Annotated in this window: 21 protein-coding genes; 12 read left to right on the forward strand and 9 right to left on the reverse strand. The window is 56.8% G+C overall.

Annotated elements, in window-relative coordinates:
• Nucleotides 1-16: 16 nt before the first annotated feature.
• Nucleotides 17-1,495, reverse strand: coding sequence for a M48 family metalloprotease (locus tag LG327_RS12110; protein WP_404362128.1), 1,479 nt, complete (start codon nt 1,493-1,495; stop codon nt 17-19).
• Nucleotides 1,496-1,593: 98 nt separating this feature from the next.
• On the opposite strand from LG327_RS12110, the gene LG327_RS12115 reads away from it, so the two are divergent.
• The 9 genes from LG327_RS12115 to LG327_RS12155 all read left to right on the forward strand — a co-directional run bounded on the left by LG327_RS12115 (nt 1,594) and on the right by LG327_RS12155 (nt 9,083).
• A complete protein-coding gene (locus LG327_RS12115; RefSeq protein WP_404362129.1) occupies nt 1,594-1,821 on the forward strand; it encodes a sulfurtransferase TusA family protein in 228 nt (75 codons plus the stop codon).
• 30 nt (nt 1,822-1,851) lie between these two features.
• Nucleotides 1,852-2,940, forward strand: a complete 1,089-nt coding sequence (locus LG327_RS12120; RefSeq protein WP_404362131.1) for an AI-2E family transporter — start codon at nt 1,852-1,854, stop codon at nt 2,938-2,940.
• 131 nt (nt 2,941-3,071) lie between these two features.
• Nucleotides 3,072-3,947: a 4-hydroxy-tetrahydrodipicolinate synthase gene (dapA, locus tag LG327_RS12125; protein WP_404362133.1), complete on the forward strand. Its 876-nt coding sequence runs from the start codon at nt 3,072-3,074 to the stop codon at nt 3,945-3,947.
• A gap of 41 nt (nt 3,948-3,988) precedes the next feature.
• Complete coding sequence (bamC, locus tag LG327_RS12130; protein ID WP_404362134.1) at nt 3,989-5,050, forward strand: outer membrane protein assembly factor BamC; 1,062 nt, start codon at nt 3,989-3,991, stop codon at nt 5,048-5,050.
• A gap of 60 nt (nt 5,051-5,110) precedes the next feature.
• The gene (gene purC / locus LG327_RS12135; protein WP_404362136.1) at nt 5,111-5,824 is read left to right on the forward strand and encodes a phosphoribosylaminoimidazolesuccinocarboxamide synthase; all 714 of its coding nucleotides are present in this window, start codon (nt 5,111-5,113) and stop codon (nt 5,822-5,824) included.
• A gap of 54 nt (nt 5,825-5,878) precedes the next feature.
• Nucleotides 5,879-6,628, forward strand: a complete 750-nt coding sequence (locus LG327_RS12140) for a TIGR04219 family outer membrane beta-barrel protein (protein WP_404362137.1) — start codon at nt 5,879-5,881, stop codon at nt 6,626-6,628.
• A 64-nt stretch (nt 6,629-6,692) separates the two neighbouring features.
• A complete protein-coding gene (locus tag LG327_RS12145) occupies nt 6,693-7,700 on the forward strand; it encodes an NAD-dependent epimerase (RefSeq protein WP_404362139.1) in 1,008 nt (335 codons plus the stop codon).
• A gap of 86 nt (nt 7,701-7,786) precedes the next feature.
• Entirely contained in the window at nt 7,787-7,924 is a 138-nt protein-coding gene (locus LG327_RS12150) for a hypothetical protein (protein ID WP_404362141.1), read from the forward strand.
• 289 nt (nt 7,925-8,213) lie between these two features.
• Nucleotides 8,214-9,083 (forward strand): choice-of-anchor L domain-containing protein, encoded by an 870-nt coding sequence (locus tag LG327_RS12155; RefSeq protein ID WP_404369401.1) that lies wholly within the window; start codon nt 8,214-8,216, stop codon nt 9,081-9,083.
• Nucleotides 9,084-9,414: 331 nt separating this feature from the next.
• Here the strand turns inward: LG327_RS12155 and LG327_RS12160 are convergent, their stop codons facing one another.
• Nucleotides 9,415-11,085: a GMC family oxidoreductase gene (locus LG327_RS12160; protein ID WP_404362142.1), complete on the reverse strand. Its 1,671-nt coding sequence runs from the start codon at nt 11,083-11,085 to the stop codon at nt 9,415-9,417.
• Nucleotides 11,086-11,409: 324 nt separating this feature from the next.
• On the opposite strand from LG327_RS12160, the gene LG327_RS12165 reads away from it, so the two are divergent.
• From LG327_RS12165 to LG327_RS12175, 3 genes are all read left to right on the forward strand, one after another.
• Nucleotides 11,410-13,668 carry a stalk domain-containing protein gene (locus LG327_RS12165; protein ID WP_404362144.1) on the forward strand — a complete coding sequence of 753 codons (2,259 nt, stop codon included), beginning with the start codon at nt 11,410-11,412 and terminating at the stop codon, nt 13,666-13,668.
• 89 nt (nt 13,669-13,757) lie between these two features.
• Nucleotides 13,758-15,098: a hypothetical protein gene (locus LG327_RS12170; protein WP_404362145.1), complete on the forward strand. Its 1,341-nt coding sequence runs from the start codon at nt 13,758-13,760 to the stop codon at nt 15,096-15,098.
• A 112-nt stretch (nt 15,099-15,210) separates the two neighbouring features.
• Nucleotides 15,211-16,620, forward strand: coding sequence for an aldehyde dehydrogenase family protein (locus tag LG327_RS12175; protein WP_404362147.1), 1,410 nt, complete (start codon nt 15,211-15,213; stop codon nt 16,618-16,620).
• A gap of 80 nt (nt 16,621-16,700) precedes the next feature.
• On the opposite strand, the gene feaR is transcribed toward LG327_RS12175, so the two are convergent.
• From feaR to LG327_RS12210, 7 genes are all read right to left on the reverse strand, one after another.
• Nucleotides 16,701-17,615 carry a transcriptional regulator FeaR gene (gene feaR, locus LG327_RS12180; protein ID WP_404362148.1) on the reverse strand — a complete coding sequence of 305 codons (915 nt, stop codon included), beginning with the start codon at nt 17,613-17,615 and terminating at the stop codon, nt 16,701-16,703.
• A gap of 170 nt (nt 17,616-17,785) precedes the next feature.
• Nucleotides 17,786-19,588 (reverse strand): AMP-dependent synthetase/ligase, encoded by a 1,803-nt coding sequence (locus LG327_RS12185; RefSeq protein WP_404362150.1) that lies wholly within the window; start codon nt 19,586-19,588, stop codon nt 17,786-17,788.
• Nucleotides 19,585-20,394, reverse strand: a complete 810-nt coding sequence (locus LG327_RS12190) for an ABC transporter ATP-binding protein (protein ID WP_404362152.1) — start codon at nt 20,392-20,394, stop codon at nt 19,585-19,587. Before LG327_RS12190 ends, LG327_RS12185 begins: the two co-directional genes overlap by 4 nt.
• A gap of 8 nt (nt 20,395-20,402) precedes the next feature.
• The gene (locus tag LG327_RS12195) at nt 20,403-21,617 is read right to left on the reverse strand and encodes an ABC transporter substrate-binding protein (RefSeq protein WP_404362153.1); all 1,215 of its coding nucleotides are present in this window, start codon (nt 21,615-21,617) and stop codon (nt 20,403-20,405) included.
• Nucleotides 21,618-21,676: 59 nt separating this feature from the next.
• Nucleotides 21,677-22,720 (reverse strand): branched-chain amino acid ABC transporter permease, encoded by a 1,044-nt coding sequence (locus LG327_RS12200; RefSeq protein WP_404362155.1) that lies wholly within the window; start codon nt 22,718-22,720, stop codon nt 21,677-21,679.
• Nucleotide 22,721: 1 nt separating this feature from the next.
• On the reverse strand, nt 22,722-23,600 hold the full coding sequence (locus tag LG327_RS12205) for a branched-chain amino acid ABC transporter permease (protein ID WP_404362157.1): 879 nt from the start codon (nt 23,598-23,600) through the stop codon (nt 22,722-22,724).
• Nucleotides 23,600-24,415: an ABC transporter ATP-binding protein gene (locus LG327_RS12210; protein ID WP_404362159.1), complete on the reverse strand. Its 816-nt coding sequence runs from the start codon at nt 24,413-24,415 to the stop codon at nt 23,600-23,602. The genes LG327_RS12205 and LG327_RS12210 overlap by 1 nt, the downstream gene beginning before the upstream one ends.
• Nucleotides 24,416-24,613 lie beyond the last annotated feature (198 nt).

Raw genomic sequence — 24,613 nt, forward strand, 5'->3', positions numbered from 1 at the left:
CCCTGTCCGGTGGCCGCTACCGGCTCCGGGCCAGAGCCTCTGAAACCTGTGACAGTCGTTCCGTTATGATCTGACGGGCGGGGGCATCGGGAGGCACTTTTTCCTGTGCCTGCCGAAGCTGGCGCTCTGCAGCCTCCAGATCACCTGTCAGGATGTCGTATTCGGCTCTTGCCCTGTGGACCCCGACGATATCCCGGGCCTGGCCTTCAGCTTCTGCCAGCCGCAGCCAGAAGTGTTCCTTCCCGGGATATTGCCGGGTCAGGTTGCGCAGGTGATCCACGGCTCTCGGTGCGTTATCCGCTTCAAGCTCGGCCCGGGCCAGCATGGATGTGATGGCCCGGTTATCAGGATTGCGTCTGAGGGCAGTCCTGAGCATTTCACGGGCGTCATCCATCCGGTCCTGGTGAAGCAGCGCCTCAGCAAGAGTGACCTGATAGGTAATCCGCATCGGATTGTGTTCCAGGAGTTCTCTCAGTTTTTCTTCCGCCTCTTCCGCACGGCCGGCAGCGAGCAGGGCAACGGCAAGCCCGTAGCGCGCTGCCGCCATTTCATGGCCCTCTTCCGTTTTCACGTAGTCGTTAAAAACATTCACCGCATCGACGGGGCTGCGGGCGTAATGAACCTGCAGGCGGGCGCGCACCAGATGGTATTCCAGGGCATCTTCAAAGCCCCGGACCGGAAACTGTTCCGCCCGGCTGCGGGTGTCGGATACCCGGCTTTGGGTAAGGGGATGGGTGGAAAGATACTCAGGCATCCGATTACCCTGCATGCGATTCTGGCGCATCATGATTTCGAACATCTCGGGCATGCCCCGCGGGTCCATGCCGCTTTCTGCCAGAATTTCCAGTCCGACCCGATCAGCCTCCTGCTCATTGGCGCGGCTGTATTTCAGCATGTTCTGGGCGGCCAGTGCCTGGGTACCCATGATGGCTGCGATTCCCGCATCTGACTTGGTCACCGCGGACAATATTATCCCTGCAATCATGCCGCCAATGGTGAGTGGCGCACTGGTTTCCTGCTGTTCCATCCGGCGCGCAAAGTGCCGTTGGCTCAGGTGGGCAAGCTCGTGGGCAACTACGGACGCGAACTGCTGCTCGGTGCGGGCATTGAGAAAAAGCCCACCGTTGACACCAATCACGTTGCCCGGCACGGCAAAGGCGTTGATTGCCGGGCTGTCGATGACAACGATCGACATCTGCCTGTCCTTGAGGGGAACGGAGGGAACCAGCTGATAGACGATGGACTCCATATAGTCGTTTACCAGGGGGTCGGTTACCTGGTCAGCAGAGCGCCGGATAGAGCGCAGGACCTGCTGTCCGATCTGCTGTTCCATCTGGTCTGAAATGAGACCTCCTCCGGTGCCGCCAAAGGTGGGCAGGGGGGCCTCTTTTCCTGTGGCTGTCGTGACAGGCAGAAGAAGCAGTCCCAGCAATAATGGCCAGAGGGTGGTAGTGCCGGGCCAGTGTCTGACTCGAAATGCACGAATGAATTCCATAGGTTGCCTGATATACTCTCCAGCAGTCAGTGCAATGCCGTTTTGTGAGCGGCATAATGCATCAATATTCACAGTAAACCGGATTGCCTGCCACCACTATGCCAGACGTTACCCTGGATGCCTCCGGGCTTCGCTGTCCCATGCCTCTTCTCAAGACCAAGCTCGAACTCAGTGCCATGAAAGCCGGGCAGGAGCTGGAAGTCATTGCCACGGATGCAGGCTCGGCCCGGGATATTCCATCATTTTTAAAATTCACCTCCCATGTGCTGGTAGACTCCTCGGAAAGCGAAGGGTGTTACCGGTTTCTGATAAGACGCGGGCAGTGAGGGATTGTTCCTGATTCACCGGAGATTTTAATGGTTCGCATTTTACGTGGTCTGGCCCACAAATACTTCTCGGATGACGAAGCGGTCATCCTTTTCCTGCTGCTTGTCATAGGCACACTGGTCGTCATCTTTTTTGGCCAGATGCTGGCGCCGGTCATCGCAGCAGTCATTATCGCTTTTATCCTTCAGGGGCTGGTGACCAAACTCATCCGGCTGGGCGTTCCGGAACTGGCAGCGATTCTCGGCGTCTTTCTCATGTTTCTTGGCACTCTGGTGGGCTTCCTCTTTGGCCTGCTGCCTCTCATCTGGGGGCAGGTGGCCAGCCTTGCAAGCGAAACCCCAAGAATCTTCAAGGAGTTTCAGTCCTTTATCGAGCACTTGCCCGAGGAGTATCCGGCGCTGGTTTCCATTGAGCAACTGGATACCCTGTCCCGGCAGCTGGCATCGGAGGCGGCGAATCTCACCCAGTGGATCGTCTCCTTTTCCCTGTCCAGTATTCCGGACCTGCTCGCCCTGCTGATTTACATGGTGCTCCTGCCAATTCTGGTGTTTTTCTTCCTCAAGGACCGCAACGTACTGCTGTCTGCAGTGGGCCGCATGCTGCCCCACCGGCGCGCGATGATGGAGAAGATATGGCTGGAGGTGAACCAGCAGTGCGCCAATTACGTTCGGGGCAAGGCGGTTGAAATACTGATCGTTGGCGGCGCTACCTATGTCGGCTTCAAGCTTTTTGGTCTGCCTTACTCAGCACTGCTGGCCCTGCTTGTCGGCCTCAGTGTTGTTGTTCCCTATATCGGTGCTGCGGTGGTTACGGTTCCGGTAGCAGTCATAGCCCTGTTTGCTTTTGGCTGGGGTCCTGAGTTCATCTGGGTAATGGTCATTTACGGTGTTATCCAGGCAGTGGATGGCAATGTGCTGGTGCCTTTGCTGTTTTCGGAGGTGAACAATCTGCACCCGGTGGTGATCATCATCGCAGTGCTGTTTTTCGGCGGTATATGGGGGCTCTGGGGTGTATTCTTTGCGATTCCCCTGGCCACCATGCTCAAGGCAATATTCTCGGCATGGCCGGTCAATACAGGGGACCCCCTGAAAACCTCCGGATCCGAATCGGCAGAGTAAACCAGATGCCTGCCGCTAGCGGGATTTTCCAGGAGTGATCGGCGCCTCTGCTCCGGGTATTTATTCATGGTCTCCCTTGTGTCAGTTCACAGCCAACATTACCATTACCCTTTTATTTGAGCGGAGTCTTTATGATTACTGGCAGTCTTGTCGCACTGGTGACCCCGATGTATCCGGATGGTGAAATCCACTGGGAGCATCTGGACAAGCTGGTGGATTTCCATCTGGACAACGGAACCCACGGCATAGTCGCTGTGGGAACCACCGGTGAGTCTTCCACCCTGGATCCGGACGAGCACCTTCAGGTAGTCGGTCACATCATAAAGCGGGTAAATGGCCGGATACCGGTCATTGCCGGTACGGGCGGCAACTCCACACGGGAAGCGATCGAGCTGACTACCGAGGCCCACAAGCTCGGTGCCGATGCCTGCCTGCTGGTTGTCCCCTATTACAACAAGCCCACCCAGGAAGGCCTTTACCGGCATTTCCGGGCCATTGCGGAAGCTGTTCCCGTCAACCAGATTCTCTATAACGTGCCCGGGCGGACCGCCTGCGACATGCTCAACGAAACCGTCGAGCGGCTCGCGGATATTCCCAATATCATCGGCATCAAGGACGCCACAGGCAACATCCCCCGGGGGACCGAACTGATCCGGGCAGTGGAGGGCAGGCTGGTGGTCTATTCCGGTGACGACGCCACCGCAGCGGACCTGATGCTTGCCGGTGGCAAGGGTAATGTATCCGTCACGGCCAATGTGGCTCCAGGAGGCATGGCGTCTCTCTGTGAAGCGGCTATCGCCGGGCGTCATGAAGACGTTGCCAGAATCAACGAACAGCTGATGCCATTGCACCGCAAACTGTTTCTGGAGGCCAACCCGATTCCGGTCAAATGGGCGCTTCAACGCATGGGGCTGATTGGAGAGGGCATCCGTCTGCCACTCACGCCGCTCGACGAAAAGTTCCACAGCGAAGTTGAAGAAGCCCTGCACGCGGCAGGTGTACTCTGAATTACCTCACATTCCTGACGGAAGCACCCTGGAGCAGCCGGATGCAAGTGCAATTCAAACACGTTCTCGCGGTAATTCTGGGCATCGCCTGGGTGCTGCTGGCAGCCGGCTGCGGCATGATTGACGATCGTGCCCAGCGGTATGTCGATGCACCCGAAGGAGAGCCCCTTGAGGCGCCGGAAGGCCAGTCCATCGTACGTAAGCGCGAAGCCTGGCCCATCCGGGATGTCGGGGCCGCCGGTAATGCGGGGCTGCGCCCCGGGGAAATTCCCCGGCCGCCGGATACCACCGCGGATATCCTGGAGGAAAATTATCTCCTCGAGAGCCTGGACGATAACACCTGGGTGCTGATAAACGAGGTACCAGGCCGCGTCTGGCCTTCCGTGTCGGCATTCCTCAATGATAAAGGCCTTGGGGTCGCGACGGACAGCACCCAGCTGGGCCTGATCCAGAGCCAGGTTGCCAATTACAGTCGCCGTGCGCGGGATCTCCTGGAGATACCAGACGATGCAGATGCAGATCAGGTAACCCTGGTGCAGGCCCGTGTGGCCCCGGGTATACGGCGCAAAACCACTGAGGTCCAGTTCCGGGTGAGAAAAGTTGACCAGGCTCCGGGCGAGCTGCTCGCCTGGGAGAGCCAGTCCCAGGCGCCCGAGCTGGAACGCAGGCTACTGGAATCCTTCGCGGCATTCCTCAAGGGCCGTGAGGACAACAAGTCCTATTCCCGTGCCGCGCTGCGGATGAGCAGCGCCCCGAAAGTGAAGCTCCTTTCCGAGGGTGACCAGGCTGCGGGAATAGAAATGGCCGTATCCTACGACCGGGCCTGGGCCGAAGTGCGGCGCACCCTGGATGAGGCCGGTATCCCCCTGGTCGACCTGGACCGTAGCGAAGGCCAGTTTTACGTGGACTACCGTTCCGAAGAAGAGCGCAGTACCGGCTGGTTCAGCTGGTTCCGCGATGAGCCCGAGCCACGCTACACATTCTATATTCGCCTGGACGAGCGTGAAGACGGAATATTCGTTACCACGGGCAAAGCGGAAGATTACGACGGATCCGATCGCTCCCAGCGCCTGCTCTCGACCCTCTTTGAATATCTTTACTGATTCCCGGCCTTAATTGATCCGGCCCTGGCAATGATCGCCAGAGGCCGCTGGAGACACTGAATGGAAAAACGCGAAGAAGTCTATGCAGGCAAAGCGAAGTCGGTCTACCGTACGGACGATCCGGAGCGGTTCGTGCTGCTTTTCCGGGATGACACCTCCGCCTTCGACGGAGAAAGAAAAGAGCAGCTGAATCGCAAAGGCATGGTGAATAACCGGTTTAATGCCTTCATCATGGAAAAGCTCGAAGCGGCCGGCGTCCCTACCCATTTTGAGAGTCTGCTGTCCCCGGTGGAATCACTGGTCAGAAAGCTGGACATGATTCCGGTGGAATGTGTGGTTCGCAATATCTCTGCCGGCAGTCTTTGCAGGCGCCTTGGAGTTGAAGAGGGCCAGACGCTGAACCCGCCGACATATGAGCTGTTTCTGAAGAATGATGCCCTTCACGATCCCATGGTCAATGAGTCCCTGGCTGTCACCTTTGGCTGGGCCACGGCAGAAGAACTTGCACAGATGAAGGCGCTGACCTACCAGGTCAATGATCTGCTCAAATCCCTTTTTGAGGAAGCCGGCATGCTGCTGGTGGACTACAAACTGGAATTTGGCCGTTCCGGCGGCCGCATCGTGCTGGGCGACGAGTTCAGCCCTGATGGCTGCCGGATCTGGGACAGCTCAACACGCAAGAAAATGGACAAGGATCGTTTCAGGCAGGGTCTCGGTGACGTTATCGAGACCTATGAAGAGGTCGGTCGACGTCTGGGTATTCAGTTCGACTGAAGGCACTGTCCGACCAGGGAGCTCTGCTCCCCCCATACAATTCAGAGGTGATCCATGCGTAAATTGATCCTGGCTGCCGGTACATCGGCGGCGTTTATTGCTCCATTTCTTGCTCCTTTGGCGTCGGCGGACGTGCTGGGCGTTGGCGCCAATGTGAGCTACTGGAGCTCCGATCTCAGTGGTGAGGCGGAATCCGACGGCTCCGTGGTTGATGTCGAGAATGATCTTGATCTGGAAAGCGACGACAACGTCAATTTCACAGCACATTTTGAGCACCCTGTGCCAGCCCTGCCCAACGTAAGGTTCAATTACACCTCCCTGAGCCTGAGTGGTCGAGGTGAGCTTGGCGTTGATGGCTTCGACACCATTGTCACCCCCCAGGCGCAGGTGGATTCGGAGCTGGATCTGGACCAGATCGATGTCACCCTTTACTACGAAGTGCTGGATAACTGGGTAAATCTGGACCTCGGCCTGACCGGACGCAGTCTCGACGGCGAACTGACGGTTCAGGAGGTTGGCGGCACTGCTGCCAGCGAGACCGAAATCAAGGCCGTGGTTCCCATGGCCTACATAGCGGCCAGGTTTGACCTGCCGCTCACTGGTGTCTCGGTTGGCGCTGAAGGCAACGTCATCAGCTTCGACGGGGATTCGGTGTACGACTTCAACGCCTATGGCCAGTACGAGATCCAGGTGGTTCAGCTTCGCGCCGGTTATCGGCAACTGGGTATCGATTACGAAGATGACGACGACACTCTGGATATCGAGATTGGTGGTCCCTTCGTGAGCGCCGGTCTGGTCTTCTGACAGAGCTGACCGCCAGAAAAGCGGCACCGCTACGGCGGTGCCGCAATCACTCAGGGAGAGAACGTTGAAAATTCTGGTTACCGGGACAGCCGGCTTTATTGGATCCCAACTGGCCCATCGGTTATTGGCCCGGGGTGATGAAGTCATTGGCGTCGATAACGTCAATGACTACTACGACGTTTCTCTCAAGGAAGCCAGACTCGCGCCGCTGCTGGCCCATCCGGCCTTTACCGAAGTCCGGCAAGACATAGCCGACCGTGCCGTGATGCAGGCAGTGTTCGAGCAGCACCGCCCTGAGCGTGTGGTACACCTGGCCGCCCAGGCCGGCGTGCGGTATTCCATTGAAAACCCCAATGCCTACGTGGACGCCAATCTCGTTGGCTTCATGAACATCCTCGAAGGCTGTCGTCATAACCGGGTGGAGCATCTTGTGTATGCCTCCAGCAGCTCGGTATATGGCGCAAATGAAGCCATGCCTTTTTCGGTGCATGACAATGTGGATCATCCTCTGAGTCTCTATGCGGCCTCCAAGAAGGCCAATGAGCTCATGGCCCACACCTACAGCCATCTGTACCAGCTGCCCACCACCGGCCTGCGCTTTTTTACCGTCTATGGGCCCTGGGGCCGGCCGGACATGGCGCTGTTCATCTTTACCCGCAAGATCCTTGCCGGTGAGCCCATCGATGTATTCAACCATGGCCATCACCGCCGGGATTTCACCTATATTGACGACATAGTGGAAGGGGTCATCCGCACCCTGGACAGGATCGCCACGCCCAATCCAGCCTGGTCCGGCATGCAGCCGGATCCCGGCACCAGCCTGGCACCGTATCGACTCTACAACATCGGCAGCAACAACCCGGTGGAACTGTCCCGCTTTATCGAAATCATCGAAGAAAGAGTAGGGCGCAAGGCGGTGAAAAATCTCCTGCCAATGCAGCCCGGCGACGTGCCAGCAACTTACGCCAACGTAGATGACCTCATGGAAGATGTTGGCTACACGCCGGCAACTCCGGTGGAGGAGGGTATCTCAAGGTTCGTGGACTGGTATCGGGAGTTTTACGGGGTCTGAGCCTCTGGCGCCAAAGGCCGGCTTCCGGGGATTCCGACCTGGGGCGTCACAAGAGTGTCCTTGAGCACAGCGTCGGCGGCAGCGCAGTGACGATTCATTACGATCCCGACGTGCCTTCGGCAGAAATGCGGGATGAAAGCGGGAAGCTGTTGCCGGCAACCCGTGCTTTCTGGTTTGCCTGGTATACCTTTCATCCGGAAACGCTGATTTTCGAGGCGGAGTGAGCCGCCCGCTCCTATGCATGCTCGGCGGTGATCCCTGTATCAATGACCTATGGCAAGGCTTTGATGGTAATACATCGGATTTTGAAATATCCCGAGCCAACAACTGGAGAATTAATAGCGTAATGTGTCGATAAAACTTACAGTTGCAAAGGCGAAAATACTATAAATAGCTGATTATTAAGCTTATTGTAAGGACTGGCTCATTGATTGCCTGACAACCATAGCAGTGCGTGTGCAACGACTGTTTAAAGTAAAGATTATCAAAGGCAGTTTTCTCAAGGAGCATGTCATGAAAACAGGATACAAAGTGATTGTCGCAGCGTCCGTAATGCTGGCGGCACAGAGCGCTTCAGCGCTCGTAATTGACTCCACAACCACGGATGGAAATGCCCTGGCCACTGCGCTGGTAGGGTCTGGCGTTACCATTTCCAATGTGAACTACTACGGCGGCAGCAACCAGTCTGGCTTCTTCTCGGGCGGTGCTGGCGTGCTGGGCATCGACAATGGTTTGATCATGACAACGGGCAGTGCTTTGGAGGCCCCGGGACCAAACAACAGCGATGGCACGACTGGCAATCGGGGTGTTGGCGGCGGTGCGGGAGATGCAGATCTTAACGCCTTGATCCCCCAATCGACCAATGATGCCGCTGTACTGACGTTCGATTTCACAACCGACACCGGCGATCTGTTTTTCAATTACGTATTCGCGTCTGAAGAGTATAATGAATACGTCAACTCCAACTTCAACGATGTATTCGCATTCTTCGTAGACGGAGTAAACATAGCTAAAGCACCCGACGGCCAGGCAGTTTCCATCAATAACGTCAATTGCGAAGGTGCGGCTCCTAACTGCTCGGTCTTCAACAACAACGATCCAAGCGAGGGCGCTCCGTTATTCGATATTGAATATGACGGTTTCACCGACAAGCTTCTTGCGTCATTCCTCGGTTTGGGCGCGGGCACTCATCAGATGAAGATCGCGATTGCAGATGCGGGTGATTCAGTACTGGATTCCGCTGTTTTCCTTGAGGGAGGCAGCTTCTCTGGTAACGAACCAACGCCTGTGCCGGAACCAGGTGTGCTTGGCCTGATGGCATTGGGATTGGGTGGCTTGATGGCCGCGCGTCGTCGCCGCAATTCCGGCATGCTCTCTGCTTGATGGGGAAGCTCCCTTCGGAGGCTGTGTGAAAACAGTCCCTGAGCTAAAAAAATAACCGTGACACTGTTCACGGTTATTTTTTTAGGCACCGGAAAGGCAGGCTCCCTAGTCAAACACTGAAATAGACCCTTAAATTTGCACAGGTGGCTAAGCTCTGATTCATCATCTCCACAGGGGAGGAGGACCGACAGACGGACCGATCACTGGCTACACGCCGGCAACTCCGGTGGAGAAGGGTGTCTCAAGGTTCGTGGACTGGTGTCGGGAGTTTTACGGGGCCTGACCGCGTCGCCCGAAGCCGAATGCCCGGGCGCGCCCAGTCTGGTCCGGCTCAGGAGCCGGCCAGGATCCAGCGAGACGCTTTCTCCGCAATCATCAGGGTGGGCGAGTTGGTGTTGCCGCTGGTAATGGTCGGCATGACGCTGGCATCGACGACCCGCAGACCAGCAACACCCCTTACCCTGAGGTGCGGATCCACCACCGCAAGTTCATCATCGGCGCGGCCCATGCGGGCAGTTCCCACCGGGTGAAAAATGGTTGTCCCAATGTCCCCGGCCAGTCTGGTCAATTCATCATTGGTCTGGTATTGCAGACCGGGCCTGAACTCTTCCGGCTGGTATTTCGCGAAAGCTGGCTGTTCAGCGATCCGCCGGGTTACCCGCAGGGAATCCGCCGCCACTTTGCGGTCCTCAGGCGTGCTCAGATAATTGGGCGTAATGGCAGGCGGCTGTCTGGGATCGTTGCTGCGGATGCGCACCGTGCCCCGGCTCGTCGGATTCAGGTTACAGACGCTGGCCGTAATGGCGGAAAAGTCGTGTAACGGCTGGCCGAACGCATCCAGGCTGAGCGGCTGAACATGGTACTCGATGTTGGCGTATTCATAATCGCCAGAACTCCGGGTAAACAGGCAGAGCTGGGACGGGGCCATGCTCATGGGTCCGGACCGGGTAAGAAGATATTCAAGGCCTATCCGGGCCTTGCCAGTCAGCGAACTGGTCATGATGTTCAGGGTGGCTGCCCCCTTAACCTTGTAAACGGACCGGATCTGCAGATGGTCCTGCAGGTTTTCGCCGACGCCGGGCAGGTCGACCACCAGATCAATGCCGTGCTCGCTCAGAAGCTCGGCAGGCCCGATGCCGGAAAGCTGAAGCAGTTGGGGTGAGCCGATGGCACCGGCGGAGAGGATGACTTCCCGTGTCGCCCGGGCAATGATTTCAGTCTCGCCGGGCCGGTTGACCCGCACACCGGTGCAGCGAGGGCCCGAACCGGAGTTTCCAGTCTCCAGCCCGAGTACATGAGTAGAATGCCAGAGTGTGAGGTTGGGGCGTTTCTCGGCTTTCCGGAGAAATGCCTTGGAGGTATTCCAGCGCCACCCTGAGCGCTGATTGACCTCGAACAGATCAACGCCCTCGTTATCGCCCCGGTTGAAATCACGGGTCCGGGGAACGCCGGCCTCAACACAGGCTTCGGCAAAGTCTTCCAGCACTTTCCACTTAAGGCGCTGGCGCTCAACACGCCACTCGCCGCCATGGCCATGATATCTGTGGTGCTCCGGGTCGGCATCGCCATCCTCATCCAGCCGATAGTGGTCCTCGTGACGCATGAAATCGGGCAGGCAGTTGTCCCAGTTCCAGGCCTCTTCGTCCGTGGCGTCGGCCCACTGGTTGTAGTCCCTGGCCTGACCGCGAATGTAGAGCATTCCGTTGATGCTGGAGCAGCCGCCAAGGGTTTTACCCCTGGGATAGATCAATGACCGTCCATTAAGGCCGGGGTCCGGCTCGGTGCGGAAGCGCCAGTCGGTGCGTGGGTTATCGATACAGTACAGATACCCCACGGGTATGTGGATCCAGGGATAATTGTCCCGGCCTCCGGCTTCGATCAGCAGTACCCGGTTCCCGGGATCAGCACTCAGGCGGTTGGCCAGCAGGCAGCCCGCGGTGCCAGCTCCTACCACTATGTAATCAAACCCGGGATTTTCCAGGGGCTTTTTGTTGTAGGGCATAATATTGCTCCGCGGCTCATTCAGCCGTCGTCTGACGATCGGCTGTTCCGTCCATGGCCAGGTGTAGTAGTCGTGAAGAGAGTTTAGCCGCCCGCATTTCGAACAGGATCTCGTTCCCGATAAAATCACTTTTTCTCCAGTTGTCACAATTCCACAAAGGTCTGGCACCCACGCAAAAGCTCCAATTCGTCCTGAGTGATATTTCTTTACCTGACGAAATCAAAATACAGTGGAGAACAGTGCTTGCCGCAACAGCGAATCTGTCATCGCTGACTCATCCCAACCGCACCTCACGGTACACACGAACCAGTGTCAGGAGTAATTATGAACACGAAGAAGACCCTGCTTGCCGCCGCGCTTGCTTCATCCCTGGTGTTAAACAGCCCCAACATCATGGCCCATGGCAGTTCTCCGGAATATCTGCCGATAGGGGAGGTGCTGAACTCCTCTGGCGCCAGCTACGAACTCAGCGACGATAAGAGTGAACTGCTGATCAAGTCCGGGGATGCAGAAATCCGGGTTCCTCTTGGAGAGAACCAGGCTTTTTACAATGAGAGACCTATTGAGCTGTCCGCCCCGGTGAAACTGCATGAGGGTAAAGTACTGGCAGAGCGGAACTTTGCCCATGATGTGTTCGCCAGCCAGGTTTCCCAGAGCATCACCATCGGCAATAAAACACATCCACTTGATCCACTCACGGCCGAAGAAATTACCAGGGCTACAGAGGCGGTCAAGACCTCCAGACACTACAAGGATTCGATCCGTTTCACCCAAATACGTCTTGCCGACCCAGGTAAAGAGAAGGTGTGGGAGTGGTCCTTTGGTGAAGGCCACGACTTTGCACGTCAAGCCATTTTTACGGTGGTGGACGGGAGAAAGGTCATTGAAGGCACCGTGGACCTCGAATCCGAAAAGGTCCTTCGCTGGGAGCATATCGAAGGCGCCCACGGCATGGTTACCTTCGATGATTTCCTGGCTGTGCAGGAAATTGTCACAAACAGCGATGCCTACAAAGAGGCATTGAAGAAGCGTGGTATTGACGATGTCGGAAAGGTTGTCGCAACGCCACTCACGGTGGGCTACTTCGGCGGCGACGATGACCTCAAGCATGAGCTGAAACTTTTGAAGGTGGTGTCTTACCTTGATGTGGGTGACGGCAACTACTGGGCGCACCCGATCGAGAACCTCGTCGCGGTGGTGGACCTGGAGAAAAAGAGCATTCTGAAGATCGAGGACGATGGCGTCATCCCGGTACCGATGACGCCTCGTCCCTACGACGGCCGTAACCAGGAAAATATTGCTGATGTAAAACCGCTGATGGTTGTCCAGCCCGAAGGATCCAATGTGTCCATGTCGGGCAACACCATCAGTTGGCAGAACTGGGACTTTCATCTCAAGTTGAACTCCCGTGTCGGCCCCGTCATTTCGACACTGACGTACAATGACAAGGGCGAAAAGCGGAAGGTCATGTACGAGGGCTCGCTGGGCGGCATGATCGTACCTTACGGCGACCCAGACGTGGGCTGGTACTTCAAGGCCTACCTGGACTCCGGCGACTACGGTATGGGCAATCTGACCTCCCCGCTGGAGCCAGGTGTCGATGCGCCCAATAACGCCACGCTGCTGCAGGCAACCCTGGTGGATAACGGCGGCGAGCCTTTCACCATTCCGAACGCCATCGCGGTTTTTGAGCGCTATGCGGGGCCGGAGTTCAAACACACCGAAATGCTGGGCAGCAGTCCGGGAAACACAAGTCGTGAGCGAAGGGAGCTGGTTGTGCGCTGGGTAAGCACAATTGGTAACTACGACTATATGTTTGACTGGATTTTCATGGCCAATGGCAATATCCAGCTCACCGTCGGAGCGTCTGGCATTGAAGCCGTCAAGGCTGTGAAGTCCCGAACTATTCACGACGAAACTGCGGAAGAAGATACCCGTTACGGCACCCTGATCGACCACAATATCGTGGGCACCACCCATCAGCATATCTACAACTTCCGCCTGGATATGGATGTTGACGGCACTGGCAACAGCCTTAGGGAAATCGATCCCGTTGTTGCGAAAAACACCGATGGCGGCCCGCGTAAGAGCGTCATGATTACAAAAGAACGAGTCGTTCCTACTGAACAGGAAGCAGTGCAGAAATTCGACCCGTCCACCATTCGCTTGATGACCAACCCCAATAAGGAAAACCGCATGGGTTATCCGGTCGGTTACCAGATCATACCCTTTGCCGGGGGCACACATCCCATTGCCAAGGGTGCGTTATTCAGTGAGGACGAGTGGCTGTATAAGCGTGTCAGCTTCATGGATAAGCAAATCTGGGTAACCCGGTACAAAGAGCATGAGCGTTTTCCCGAGGGAACCTACCCGAACCGGTCCAAAAGCGATACTGGCTTGAAAGTCTTCGTGCAAGACAACGAGTCGATTGAGAACGTCGACACCGTGCTGTGGATGACAACCGGTGCTACTCACGTGGCCCGGGCTGAGGAATGGCCCATCATGCCGACAGAGTATGTCCATTCCATGTTGAAGCCCTGGAACTTCTTTGATGAGACCCCGACTCTGAACCTGCCCGAGTGAGAGCATCAGAGCCTGCCTTTTCACCAGAGAGAGAATTGCCAGGCAGGGAGCGCCTGGTTACAAACTCAGATTCAGGAGATTCCGGAACAATGACAAATACAAATTTTGTACGAATCACGGCCTATATGGCTTTGACAGGCTTATCGGCGCCAGCCTCGGCCTACAACCTTTACGAACAGAATGGGAGCGAGCTGAACCTCGACGTGGAGGCAGTTGTGGGTGTTTTCTCCAGTCAGGAAACGTACAACCTCGGCGCCAAATCTCAAGCGGGGGAGTCCGAATGGCAGGAGGGCTACATCAAGTACGGGTTGTCGGGCAGCCATGTCATCGGCTCAGGGAGCAGTGTCTATGGAGGTGTAAGTTTACTTTCGTCGGGCACCTGGGGCGATGGTGATGCTGGAGGCATCACTTCTGGCAATGAACGGGAAACCGATCTGGAAGATGCCTACCTCGGCTGGCGCTCCGGCAATCTGATCCCGGCGCTCGGAACCGATGGTCTCGATCTTTCTGCCGGGCGCCAGCAGTTCTCCATTGGCGATGGCTTCCTCATCAACAGTGATGCCCTGAACTTTGGTGATGCCCTGAGTGCGCCAGGGCTGGACTTCGACCGGGGAGGCGCATACTGGCTCGCGGCTCGTAAAGCATTTGACCAGACTGCTATCGCCCGAATTGGAGGGTCAGAGGGACTGCGCGCCGACCTGTTCTGGCTGGCCTCGGACAATAAAGCACAAGCGGAGATGGAGCTTGCTGGCATCAATGCGGAGTATGTGAGCCCAGAGGGTACCTTTGGTTTCGCCTACATTGAGGGGCTGGACGTTGACGATACCTTTGCACCGATCCTCGGTTATGGCTCACGGGACGGCCAGCAGACCACGAGCCTGCGCTATCAGGGCAATGGTGGAATTGAAAACCTGTTCCTGTCCGCGGAGTTTGTTTTTCAGGAGGCGGGGAACAGTTCAGCTGACGAGGCTAACGCGTGGTACGCCGAAGCAGGTTGGACTTTCAGTGAGACGCCCTGGTCACCGAGCATCAATTACAGATACGCGAGCTTTGATGAAAGTTTCGACCCGCTCTTTTTCGGCTTCAGCCGGGGCTATGGCACCTGGTTCCAGGGCGAAGTAGCCGCCAATTATGCAGGCCCTTTCAACTCCAATTCCGATGTACACCACGTGGCTCTGAAGGCCACACCATCGGAAACGCTGAGCGTCGGAGCCCTTTTCTTCGAGTTCAGTGATACAGCGGGCGGCACAGGCAATCTGGATGCCACGGAGATCGATATTTACGCCGAATGGGTGGCAGCCCCCCATCTGATCATCAGCCCACTGATCGGGTTCTATAATCCCGACAGGAGTGCAGCCGAAGGCGGTAGCCAGATCGGAAATGACGACACCAATATCTACGCCCAGATAATTGCGATTGTCCCGTTCTGAACCCACGACATGGCGCCCACGACCTTCAGGCTAACAGGCCTGGCCGGTTGTGGGTGAGTCACAGGGGTACCGGTATTTCAGCTATCAAAAACACTTTCTGGAGAACAACTGAATGCAAACCTATAGCAACATGGTGAGTGGCAAACTGGTTGAAGCAACGGATCATCAGGAGATCTTCAACCCCGCAACGGGTGCCTCTCTGGGGCTTGCGCCTCTCAGTCAGGAATCCGATGTAGACGTTGCCGTAGAGGCGGCGCGTCGGGCTCAGGGGGAATGGGCCCGCGTCAGTGACCAGGAACGTCGGGCCATCGTGTCCCGTGTGGCCCAGGTACTGGAAGAAAACGCGGAATACCTGGCTGAACTGATTACCCGGGAGCAGGGGAAGCCCCTGTCCGGATTTGGCTCCCGCTTTGAGATGCAGGGATGCGTCGCCTGGACACAGGTGCCAGCGGCCCTGGAGTTGCCGCCTGAGGTGGTGCATGAGGATGACACCCGCAAAGACGTGATGCACCGCGTTCCCCTGGGTGTTGTGGCCGCTATCGCCCCCTGGAACTGGCCCCTGATGATCGCCACCTGGCAAATCATCCCCGCCATTCGCATGGGCAATACCGTGGTACTGAAGCCTTCCGAATACACCCCCATTGCCACCCTGGAAATGGTACGTCTTATCAATCAGGTGCTCCCGCCGGGTGTGCTCAACACCGTGTCCGGTGATGGTCGTATCGGCGCGGCTCTCACCAGCCATCCCGATATCGACAAGATCATGTTCACCGGAAGTGAGTCCACAGGACGCAAGATTATCGGCGCTTCCTCCAGCAATCTTGCGCCAATAACCCTCGAGCTGGGTGGCAATGATGCCGCCGTGGTCCTGCCCGGTACAGACGCCGGCGCCATTGCCGAGGGACTGTTCTGGGGCGCCTTCCTGAACATGGGTCAGACCTGCGCTTGTATCAAGCGGCTCTATGTTCACGACGACGTTTATGACGCGGTGGTTTCAGCGCTCAGCGAACTCGCCCGCAAAATGCCAATCGGCGACGGCATGAATGAAAGCAATCTGATAGGCCCGCTCCAGAACGAGATGCAGTTCAATAAGGTCAAAGAACTGGTGGCGGATGCTAAGGAGCAAGGCTGCAACGTCATGGAATTTGGCCAGGTGCCTGAAGGGGGGTATTTCCTTCCGCTGACGCTGGTGAGCGAGGCCCGCGACGGCCTACGACTGGTGGATGAGGAACAATTCGGCCCTGCGCTCCCTATCATTCGTTACCACGAGCTGGAGGAGGTCATTGCTTCCGCCAATCGCCTCGATGCGGCGCTCGGTGCCTCTGTCTGGGCCAGTGATACGGATTACGCGCAGACTGTGGCGGCCCAGATCGAGGCCGGCACCGTCTGGATCAACCAGCATGGTGCCATCCATCCCATGGTGCCCTTTGGTGGTAATAAGGCATCGGGGTACGGCGTGGAGTTTGGCGTGGAGGGTCTGAAAGCCGTTACTCAGCCCCGGATTATCAGCCTGAAAAAGTAATGGGGCGGCTAGCCCCGGCGTTGCCGGGGTTCTCCCTGATCCCTGGCACCGATCTTTTCTTTAGAGAATACCACCTGCCATCAAGATGCCGCATGTTGGCAATAGTGTGAGGCGGTCATTCCAAAATGCTGCCGAAAGGCCGTTGAAAAGGCACTGGGGCTGCTGAAACCGAAGCGGTAGCCAACTTCCGTCAGGTTGATCCTGCCCTTGGCGCGCTGCAGATAGTCGGCACACATCTCCAGGCGCTGGGACTTGATGTAGCCGGCTACGGTCAGGGAGCGGGCGGCAAATGCCCGGTAGAGGCCGCGCACTGACGTACCCGTGGCCCCACCTATGACCCGTGCGCTCAGATCCTGCTCACCAATATTATCTCTTATAAAGGAAGCGGCACGCAGGAAAATCCGATCATTGGGGTTTTGCTCCCCGAGGCTGCGAATCACGGATGGCCGGATCAACATAATGAGTGAGTCAGTGATCGCGGCGCCCTCTTCAGGGTCCAGACGGTCACAATACGCGGCTTCCGCGATGAGTCGGTTGGCCACGCTGGCAATGTGGCTATGAGCGGGAATCCGGATTCCCAGCTCAATACCCGACAGGTTCAAAGTACGCTCGATTACCGAGCGTGGGAGGATCAGGGAGATCTGGTGGGACTGACAACCATAGCTGAAGCTGAACGGCAGCGACGAGTCCACCAGAACGATATCCCCGGCCTTCAGCAGAGAGCCATTCCCGGCCTGTTCAACTCGCGACTCTCCACGAAGCTGGAAAACACAGAAAAACTCCGGAGTTCCACAACGTCGTATCTCGTTCTGACCCCGAACCAGTTGCGCGCCTTGAATAGTGACTCGCGACATATCCAGCGCTTCACCACCGATCTTTTGAATGTCACCGAAGAACTCCGTTTCCAGAGGTTTCCCCGAAAAAGGACCACAGATCTGGTTAATATCGCTTATCCAGCGGTCAAAATTCCCCATCGAACGAGATCTTGCAAGCATGACTGGCCTATCGACATGGTCTTGTTATGATTATTCAGATCTCGAAGCTGACGAATTTCACGTGGGGTGTCAAGCGTGAAATGGCCCTGGGTAAAGCCAGGGCTTCGAACCATGCGACACATTGAATAGATAGGAAGGCGAATCCTGCGAACGTTGGGCTTTTCAATGACTCAGGCGTAAAGCGACTCGATCACATCTGTGTATTTTTCGTAGATCTTGCTCCGACGTACCTTCATGGTGGCCGTTACTTCATCATCGTCATGGTCCAGTTCCTTGGTGAGCAGGTGGAAACGCTTGATCTGCGCCACCTGGGGCAGCTGTGCGTTGCCTTTGTTCACTTCCGCCTCAATCAGTTCGTGCACCCGCTGCTGTTCCGTCAGGCTGCGGAAGGTGGTGTAGGCAATCCGCTCCTGCTCGGCCCACTTGGCAACCGTGTCAAAGTCGATCTGGATCAGGGCGGAGACATACTTCCGGGCCTCGCCAATCACGATGCATTCCTTGATGTAGGGGCTGGCCTTGATGGTGTTTTCAATCTCGGTGGGTGAAAGGTTCTTGCCCCCGGCGGTAATGATGATGTCTTTCAGGCGATCAACGATTTTGAGCTGGCCGTCCCGCCATTCGCCCACATCACCAGTGTGCAGCCAGCCATCTTTCAGGGTGGAAGCGGTTGTTTCCTCGTTCTTGTAATAGCCCTTGAACATGCTACCGCCACGCATGATGATCTCGTTGTGCTCGCCGAGCCTTACCTCGACACCGGCAATGGCAACCCCCACGGTTCCAAGATGCACGTTATCCACCGGTTGGGCGGTTGCAACACCTGTGCTTTCCGTCTGGCCGTATACTTCCACCAGGGGAATACCCATGGTCCGGAAGAATTCCAGAATGCCGGTGGAAATGGGGGCGGCTCCGGTCATCGCGAGGGTGCAACGGCGCAGGCCGATGAAATTCTGCAATGCACGGAATACCAGCCAGTAGCTGAGGCCGTACAGGCATTTTTCTTTCAGATTCCACTGCGCCCGTGGTTTGGTAGCCATGGGCGAACACATCCGGATTGCCTGGTCAAAGATCGCCCGCCGGAATCGCCCGGTTTCCTGGATCTTGATGTAGATGGAAGAGTGCAGTTTCTCCCATATCCTGGGCACCCCCAGGAAGAAGGTCGGCGCAATTTCCCGCAAGTCCTCCTGGATTGTCCGCAGGCTCTCGCCAAAACTGACAGAACTGCCCGCGTAAACCGGCGCAATGTTGGTAACTGCCTGCTCTGCCACATGGCATAGCGGGAGGTAGGAAAGACAGGAGCCATGCTCGTCTGCTTTCAGCAGATCAATAAGGCCGGGGGCTGCGGCATGAAGGTTACCCCAGCTGATCATGGCCCCCTTCGGCCGGCCGGTAGATCCGGAGGTGTAAACCATGAGGGCGGTGTCGTCCATCCGCTGACCATCCAGCAGTTCATCCGCCAGCCCCGGGTGCTCGTCGTCGAACTCCCGGCCCCTGGCTTCGACATGTTCGAACGCCGTCGGTGGCTCCGGGTAATAGCCAAGACCCTTCATATCAATGGCGATGGTGTACTTCAGCTTTGGCAGGTCGGGCCAGGCTTGCAGCACCTTGTCCGTCTGCTCCTGATCCTCACACACCACAATTTCCGCATCGCTGTGCTCAAGGACGTAGGCAACCTCGTTCCACGGACTGGTCGGATAGACTCCCACACAGATTCCCCGGACTATGCCTATACCCATCTGGGCAATGACCCACTCCACCCGGTTTTCCGAGATAATGGCCACATGGCCACCTTCCTGGAGCCCCAGCGCACGGAGTCCCAGTCCGAAATGCCGGGCCCGCCGATAGTAATCCTGCCAGGCATAGGCCTGCCAGATGCCGAAATCCTTCTGGCGCAGGGCCAGCGCGTCGGGCCGCTCTTTGGCATGGGCCCGCAACATCTGGGTCAGAGTCAGATCGGGTATCGAAGGTGTTGTCATGAAAGCCACCGTTTGCGGCGTTTGTAATGCTTGATGTCACGGTAACTGCGGGCTTCGCCTTCCTTGCCACCCACCCCCAGGTAGAACTCCCGGACATCCTCGTTGGCGGTAAGTTTGTCTGCCGGCCCGTCAATCACGATCTTGCCGTTTTCCATAATGTAACCGTAGGACGCGATCGCCAGGGAAACGGCGGCATTCTGTTCCACCAGCAGAATGGCGGTGCCTTGCTCCCGGTTGATTCGCGCCACAATGGTGAAAATTTCCTCCACCAGCAACGGCGCCAGCCCCAGCGAGGGTTCATCCAGCATGATCAGCCGCGGCTGGGCAATCAGTGCCCGGCCAAGGGCCAGCATCTGTTGCTCACCCCCGGACAGATAGCCCGCCAGCTGTTTGCGACGTTCCCGCAGTCGCGGAAAGTAGTTAAAGACCAGTTCATAGCTGTCACTCAGGGATGGCTTATTGCCGGTGAGTGCATAGGTGGCAGCAACCAGATTCTCCTCCACCGTCAGGTCTTCAAACACACGGCGGCCTTCCATCACATGAAACAGGCCGTTGCGCACCAGCTTTTCGGGCGGCGTACCCTTTACATCCTTGCCCCGGAAACGCACTTCCCCGGCAGTCACTTCGCCGTTTTCCAGGGTCAACAGGCCGGAAACACTTTTCAGTGTGGTGGACTTGCCTGCACCGTTGGAGCCGAGGAGCGCGACAATGGCACCCTCCGGCACCCGCAGTGACAGGCCCCGCAGGACCTGCACCGACTTGTTGTAAACCACCTCGATGTTATCGATTTCCAGTAAGGCTTTCATACAGCCCCTCAGTCGAGGTGAATCCAGTCCGATACCGGCTCGTAACGGCCTTCTTCGGCATTAACCCGCCAGATACGGCCAACCGGGAAAGACATGTCCCTGACGGTTACCGGTATGCCGATGATGCCACCTGTATCCCAGTCTTCGATGGAGGCCAGTGCCTCGGCCATGTTGTCAGCAGTCAATTCCTTGTCGGCGTCGAGGGTACGCTTGATCACCTCGGTCCACACCATGGCATTGAACCAGGCCTGCACGTAGCCGGTCGGGCGGTAACCGGCCTCCGGGTCGCTCTTCTCGGCCTGGGCCCGAAGCGCATCCAGCATTGGCCCGCTTTCTTCGCTGTCATAGTAGTTGTAGGGCATAACACCCATGTAACCGTCCGCATCCGCGCCCATCTTGTCGATGATCAGCTTGTCCGAGGACCAGAAAGTACCCATGAACTCGGTATCCAGTCCCATCTGGCGCATCTGAACCATGAACTCGTTGATCGGCGATAATACGTAGCCGTGGAACACCACGTAATCGGGACGGACCCGGCGCAGCTTCAGAATTTCAGCTGACACGTCCACGCTGCCGGGTTTGGTGACGATATCCTCAACCACCTCAATACCCAGCTCGGCGGCACGGGCCTTGCCATTCTCAATCGGATCCTTACCGAACTCGGTATCGCTATAGACGAAGGCTACTGTTGGCATGTCCCCGCCTTCACCCTGGGAGGCAATGTATTCCAGAATAATGCCGAACATCTGGGAGTAGTTGGGTCCCGGAATAAACTGATAGGGGTATTGCTCGTTGTCCGTCAGTGCGGTCGCAAACGACGCTCCGCTCATCAGGGTATCGCCCTGGCTGTTCAGCTCCGAAGCGATGGTCTTCATGAATGCGGTGCTGTCACCGTAATAGGTGGCCGGTGATTCACTGGCGGAAATTTTCTTGAAGGCAGCCACTGAACGGTCAACCTCGTAGGCGGTATCTTCCATCACGTACTTTACCGGATGGCCATTGATACCACCTTCGCTGTTAATCCAGGTTGTGTAGTCGGTCAGGCCGGCGTGGATGTGAATACCGGCGAAGGCAAACACACCGGACAGCGGAATGGAGCCACCGAACACGATGGGCTCCTTGTCCTTGTCCTGGGCCATGGCCGGCGCGGCTACGGTTAACACAGCCATCAGGCTGCCAAGCCCGGCAAGCCGGCGTCCTTTGTTGAGTATGTTTCTGAACATGTCTCTTCTCCTTGCTGCTTGTTGTTGTTGGTGTTGCTCGTGTTCTCGTTGAAAAACCGTTAATTCCTGAATGGCCACAGGTGAAAGAAGCGGCGAATGCGATGCCATATCTCCGCGAGGCCATGGGGTTCGAAAATCAGAAAGCCTACAATCAGGGCGCCAAAAATGATCTCCAGCATTGGCGACATGAATACAGGAGCATTTGGATAGAACGGCGTCAGTGCAGAAGTCAGCAGTTTCAGCGCTTCCGGCACCAGGGTCATGAAGACCGCCCCGAGTATGCCACCGAGTAAATTCCCCATGCCTCCCACGATCACCGCCGCAAGATAGAAAATCGACATGGACAGCGGGAAACTCTCCGGTGTCACCACCCGGAAGAAATAGGCGAACAGGCCTCCGGCCACCCCGGCATAAAACGAGCTGAGAGCGAAGGACATCAACTTGTAACGCAACAGGTCGATACCAAGAATCTCGGCGGAAATATCCCGGTCCCGAATAGCGATAAAAGCCCGGCCAATCCGGGTTCGGAACACATTGGCGGCAGCAAGCACCATCAGCACCGCCAATGGCACGATGATGAAATACATCATGAAATCACTCTGGAAAGACCACCCGAACAGATGCGCCGGTTCCAGACTCATGCCGCCCATACCGCCGGTGACAGATTCCCACTCTGCAAAAATGAAATGCAGGAAAACGCTGGCCGCCAGAGTGGCAATGGCCAGGTACAGTCCCTTGACCCGCAGCGAGGGCAGGCCTACCAGAATACCTACAGCAGCGGCCATGAGCCCGGCCAGCACCAGGGTTACCGGGAACGGCAGGGCGGTATTAACGGAGAGCCAGGCCACGGTATAGGCGCCAACGCCCATAAAGCCTGCCTGGCCCAGGGAAATCAGGCCGGTAAAACCGGTGAGGATATTCAGGCCGGTGGTACTGATGACGGCAATACCCACCAGACACCCCAGGTACAGAAGATAGGAATCCGCCATGAACGGAAACACCAGCAGAAGCAGCAGGAACAGTCCAAACCAGAGCTTTTGGGTATGGGTTGTCCAGATCGCCTCATCGGCCTCGTAAGTCTGCTTTGCGTCACCGATCCGCATCTTACACTCGCTCTATTTCGTGGGTGCCAAAGAGGCCATAGGGTCGAATAACCAGAATCACCGCCAGAACCAGAAAAGTAGCCGGCATCCTGTACTCGCCGCCGAGATAGGCACCGGCCACGGTCTCCAGCCAGCCAATGAACACACCGGCAATCAGCGCCCCCAGAATGCTGTCCAGGCCACCAACAATGACCACCACCAGCACGCTCAGTCCGATGATGCCGAACTGCGGACTGAGTCCGCCGGTGGCAGCCACCAGGACGCCGGCCAGTGATGCAGCGAGCGAACCGAATACCCAGGCCATATTGAATACCCGGCGTACATTAATGCCCATGGAATAGGCTGCTGCCTGGTCCGAGGCAGTCGCCCGCAACGCTACGCCGCCTCGCGAGAATCTGAAATAGAGCAGGTAAACAATCAGCAGGGCGGCGCCGATCAGGAAACCGTAGGCGATTTTCGGAGCCAGATACAGCTCGCCAATAAACACCGGCTCCCGGGGCAGGAAGCTCGGAAGCAGTTGCGGATCGGCGGTCCAGATAAACTCCACCAGACCCACCAGAATACTGGCAATACCGATGGTCACCATCACCACCGAAATCGGAGATTCCCCCAGCATCGGCCGGATCATGGTCTTCTCGATCACCCCGCCCAGAATGCTGCCTCCGGCCACCGCCAGCGGCAGCGCGATCCAGGCTGACATCTCCATACCGCCGGCAAAGGCCAGAAACAGGTAGGCCGCAAACATCATTATTTCGCCAATGGCAAAATTGATCACCCGGGTCGCCTTGTAGATGATCACAAACCCCAGGGCGATCAGCGCATAAAGCCCGCCCATGGCCAGGCCCGCCAGGCTGATTTCACCAAAGAACATCCAATCCATCAGGCGGCTTCCCCTTGTGGATTGAGCTTCTTGCGCAAACTGTCGATGTCACTGTTACCCAGGTAAGCCCTGATCACCTCCGGATTTTTCTGGACATCCGCCGGCAGCCCCTCGGTAATGACCTGACCAAAATTGAGCACCGCAATGTGGTCTGAAATATCCATGACCATGCCCATGTCGTGCTCTACCATCAGCACGGTAATGCCCCATTCCTCCCTGATATCCAGAATAAAGCGGGCCATGTCTTCCTTTTCCTCCCGGTTCATACCGGCCACCGGCTCATCCAGCATCAGCACTTTCGGTTGCATCGCCAGTGCCCGGGCCAGCTCCACGCGCTTCTGCAAGCCATAGGAGAGACTCGACACAGATTGACGGCGGATATGGTCGATTTCCAGAAAGTCGATGATCCGTTGCTCTACGTTCCTGCGGACCGCGATTTCCTCCCGGCGGGCAGGGCCGAAATAGGCGAGTGCGCTGAGCAGGCCGCTTTTCATGTGGACGTGGGCACCGAGCTTGATGTTATCGAGTACAGTCATACCCCGGAACAGGGCGATATTCTGGAAAGTCCGAGCCAGGCCCAGCGCTGCCCTGCGCGGCGGCTTGATACCGCTTGAAAGCACCTGACCCTGATAGCTGATCGTGCCCTGCTGGGGTCTGTAAAAACCGGAAATGCAATTGAAGAGGGACGTCTTACCGGCACCATTCGGCCCGATAATGGTGGTTATGGTGTTTTCAGGCACCTGGAAGCTGACATCCTGCAGCGCCTTCACACCACCAAAAGACAAAGACAGATTGCTGATATCGAGGATGCTCACGTTACCTCCCGGCACCCCAGGCGCCGGATACGCAGGCACACTAAAGTGCCTTACCTGTAACCGGACTCACGCCAAAAGATGATTTTGATTTTTGTTTTTTCTTATCGCCGGGAACAACCCGATCCGGATTTAAATTAGCCCATTCAGGCAACATAAGGCAAACCCATCTAACCTGTTAACTGACGGACAACTGCATCG

Source organism: Marinobacter sp. (assembly GCF_044799475.1).
GTDB lineage: Bacteria > Pseudomonadota > Gammaproteobacteria > Pseudomonadales > Oleiphilaceae > Marinobacter.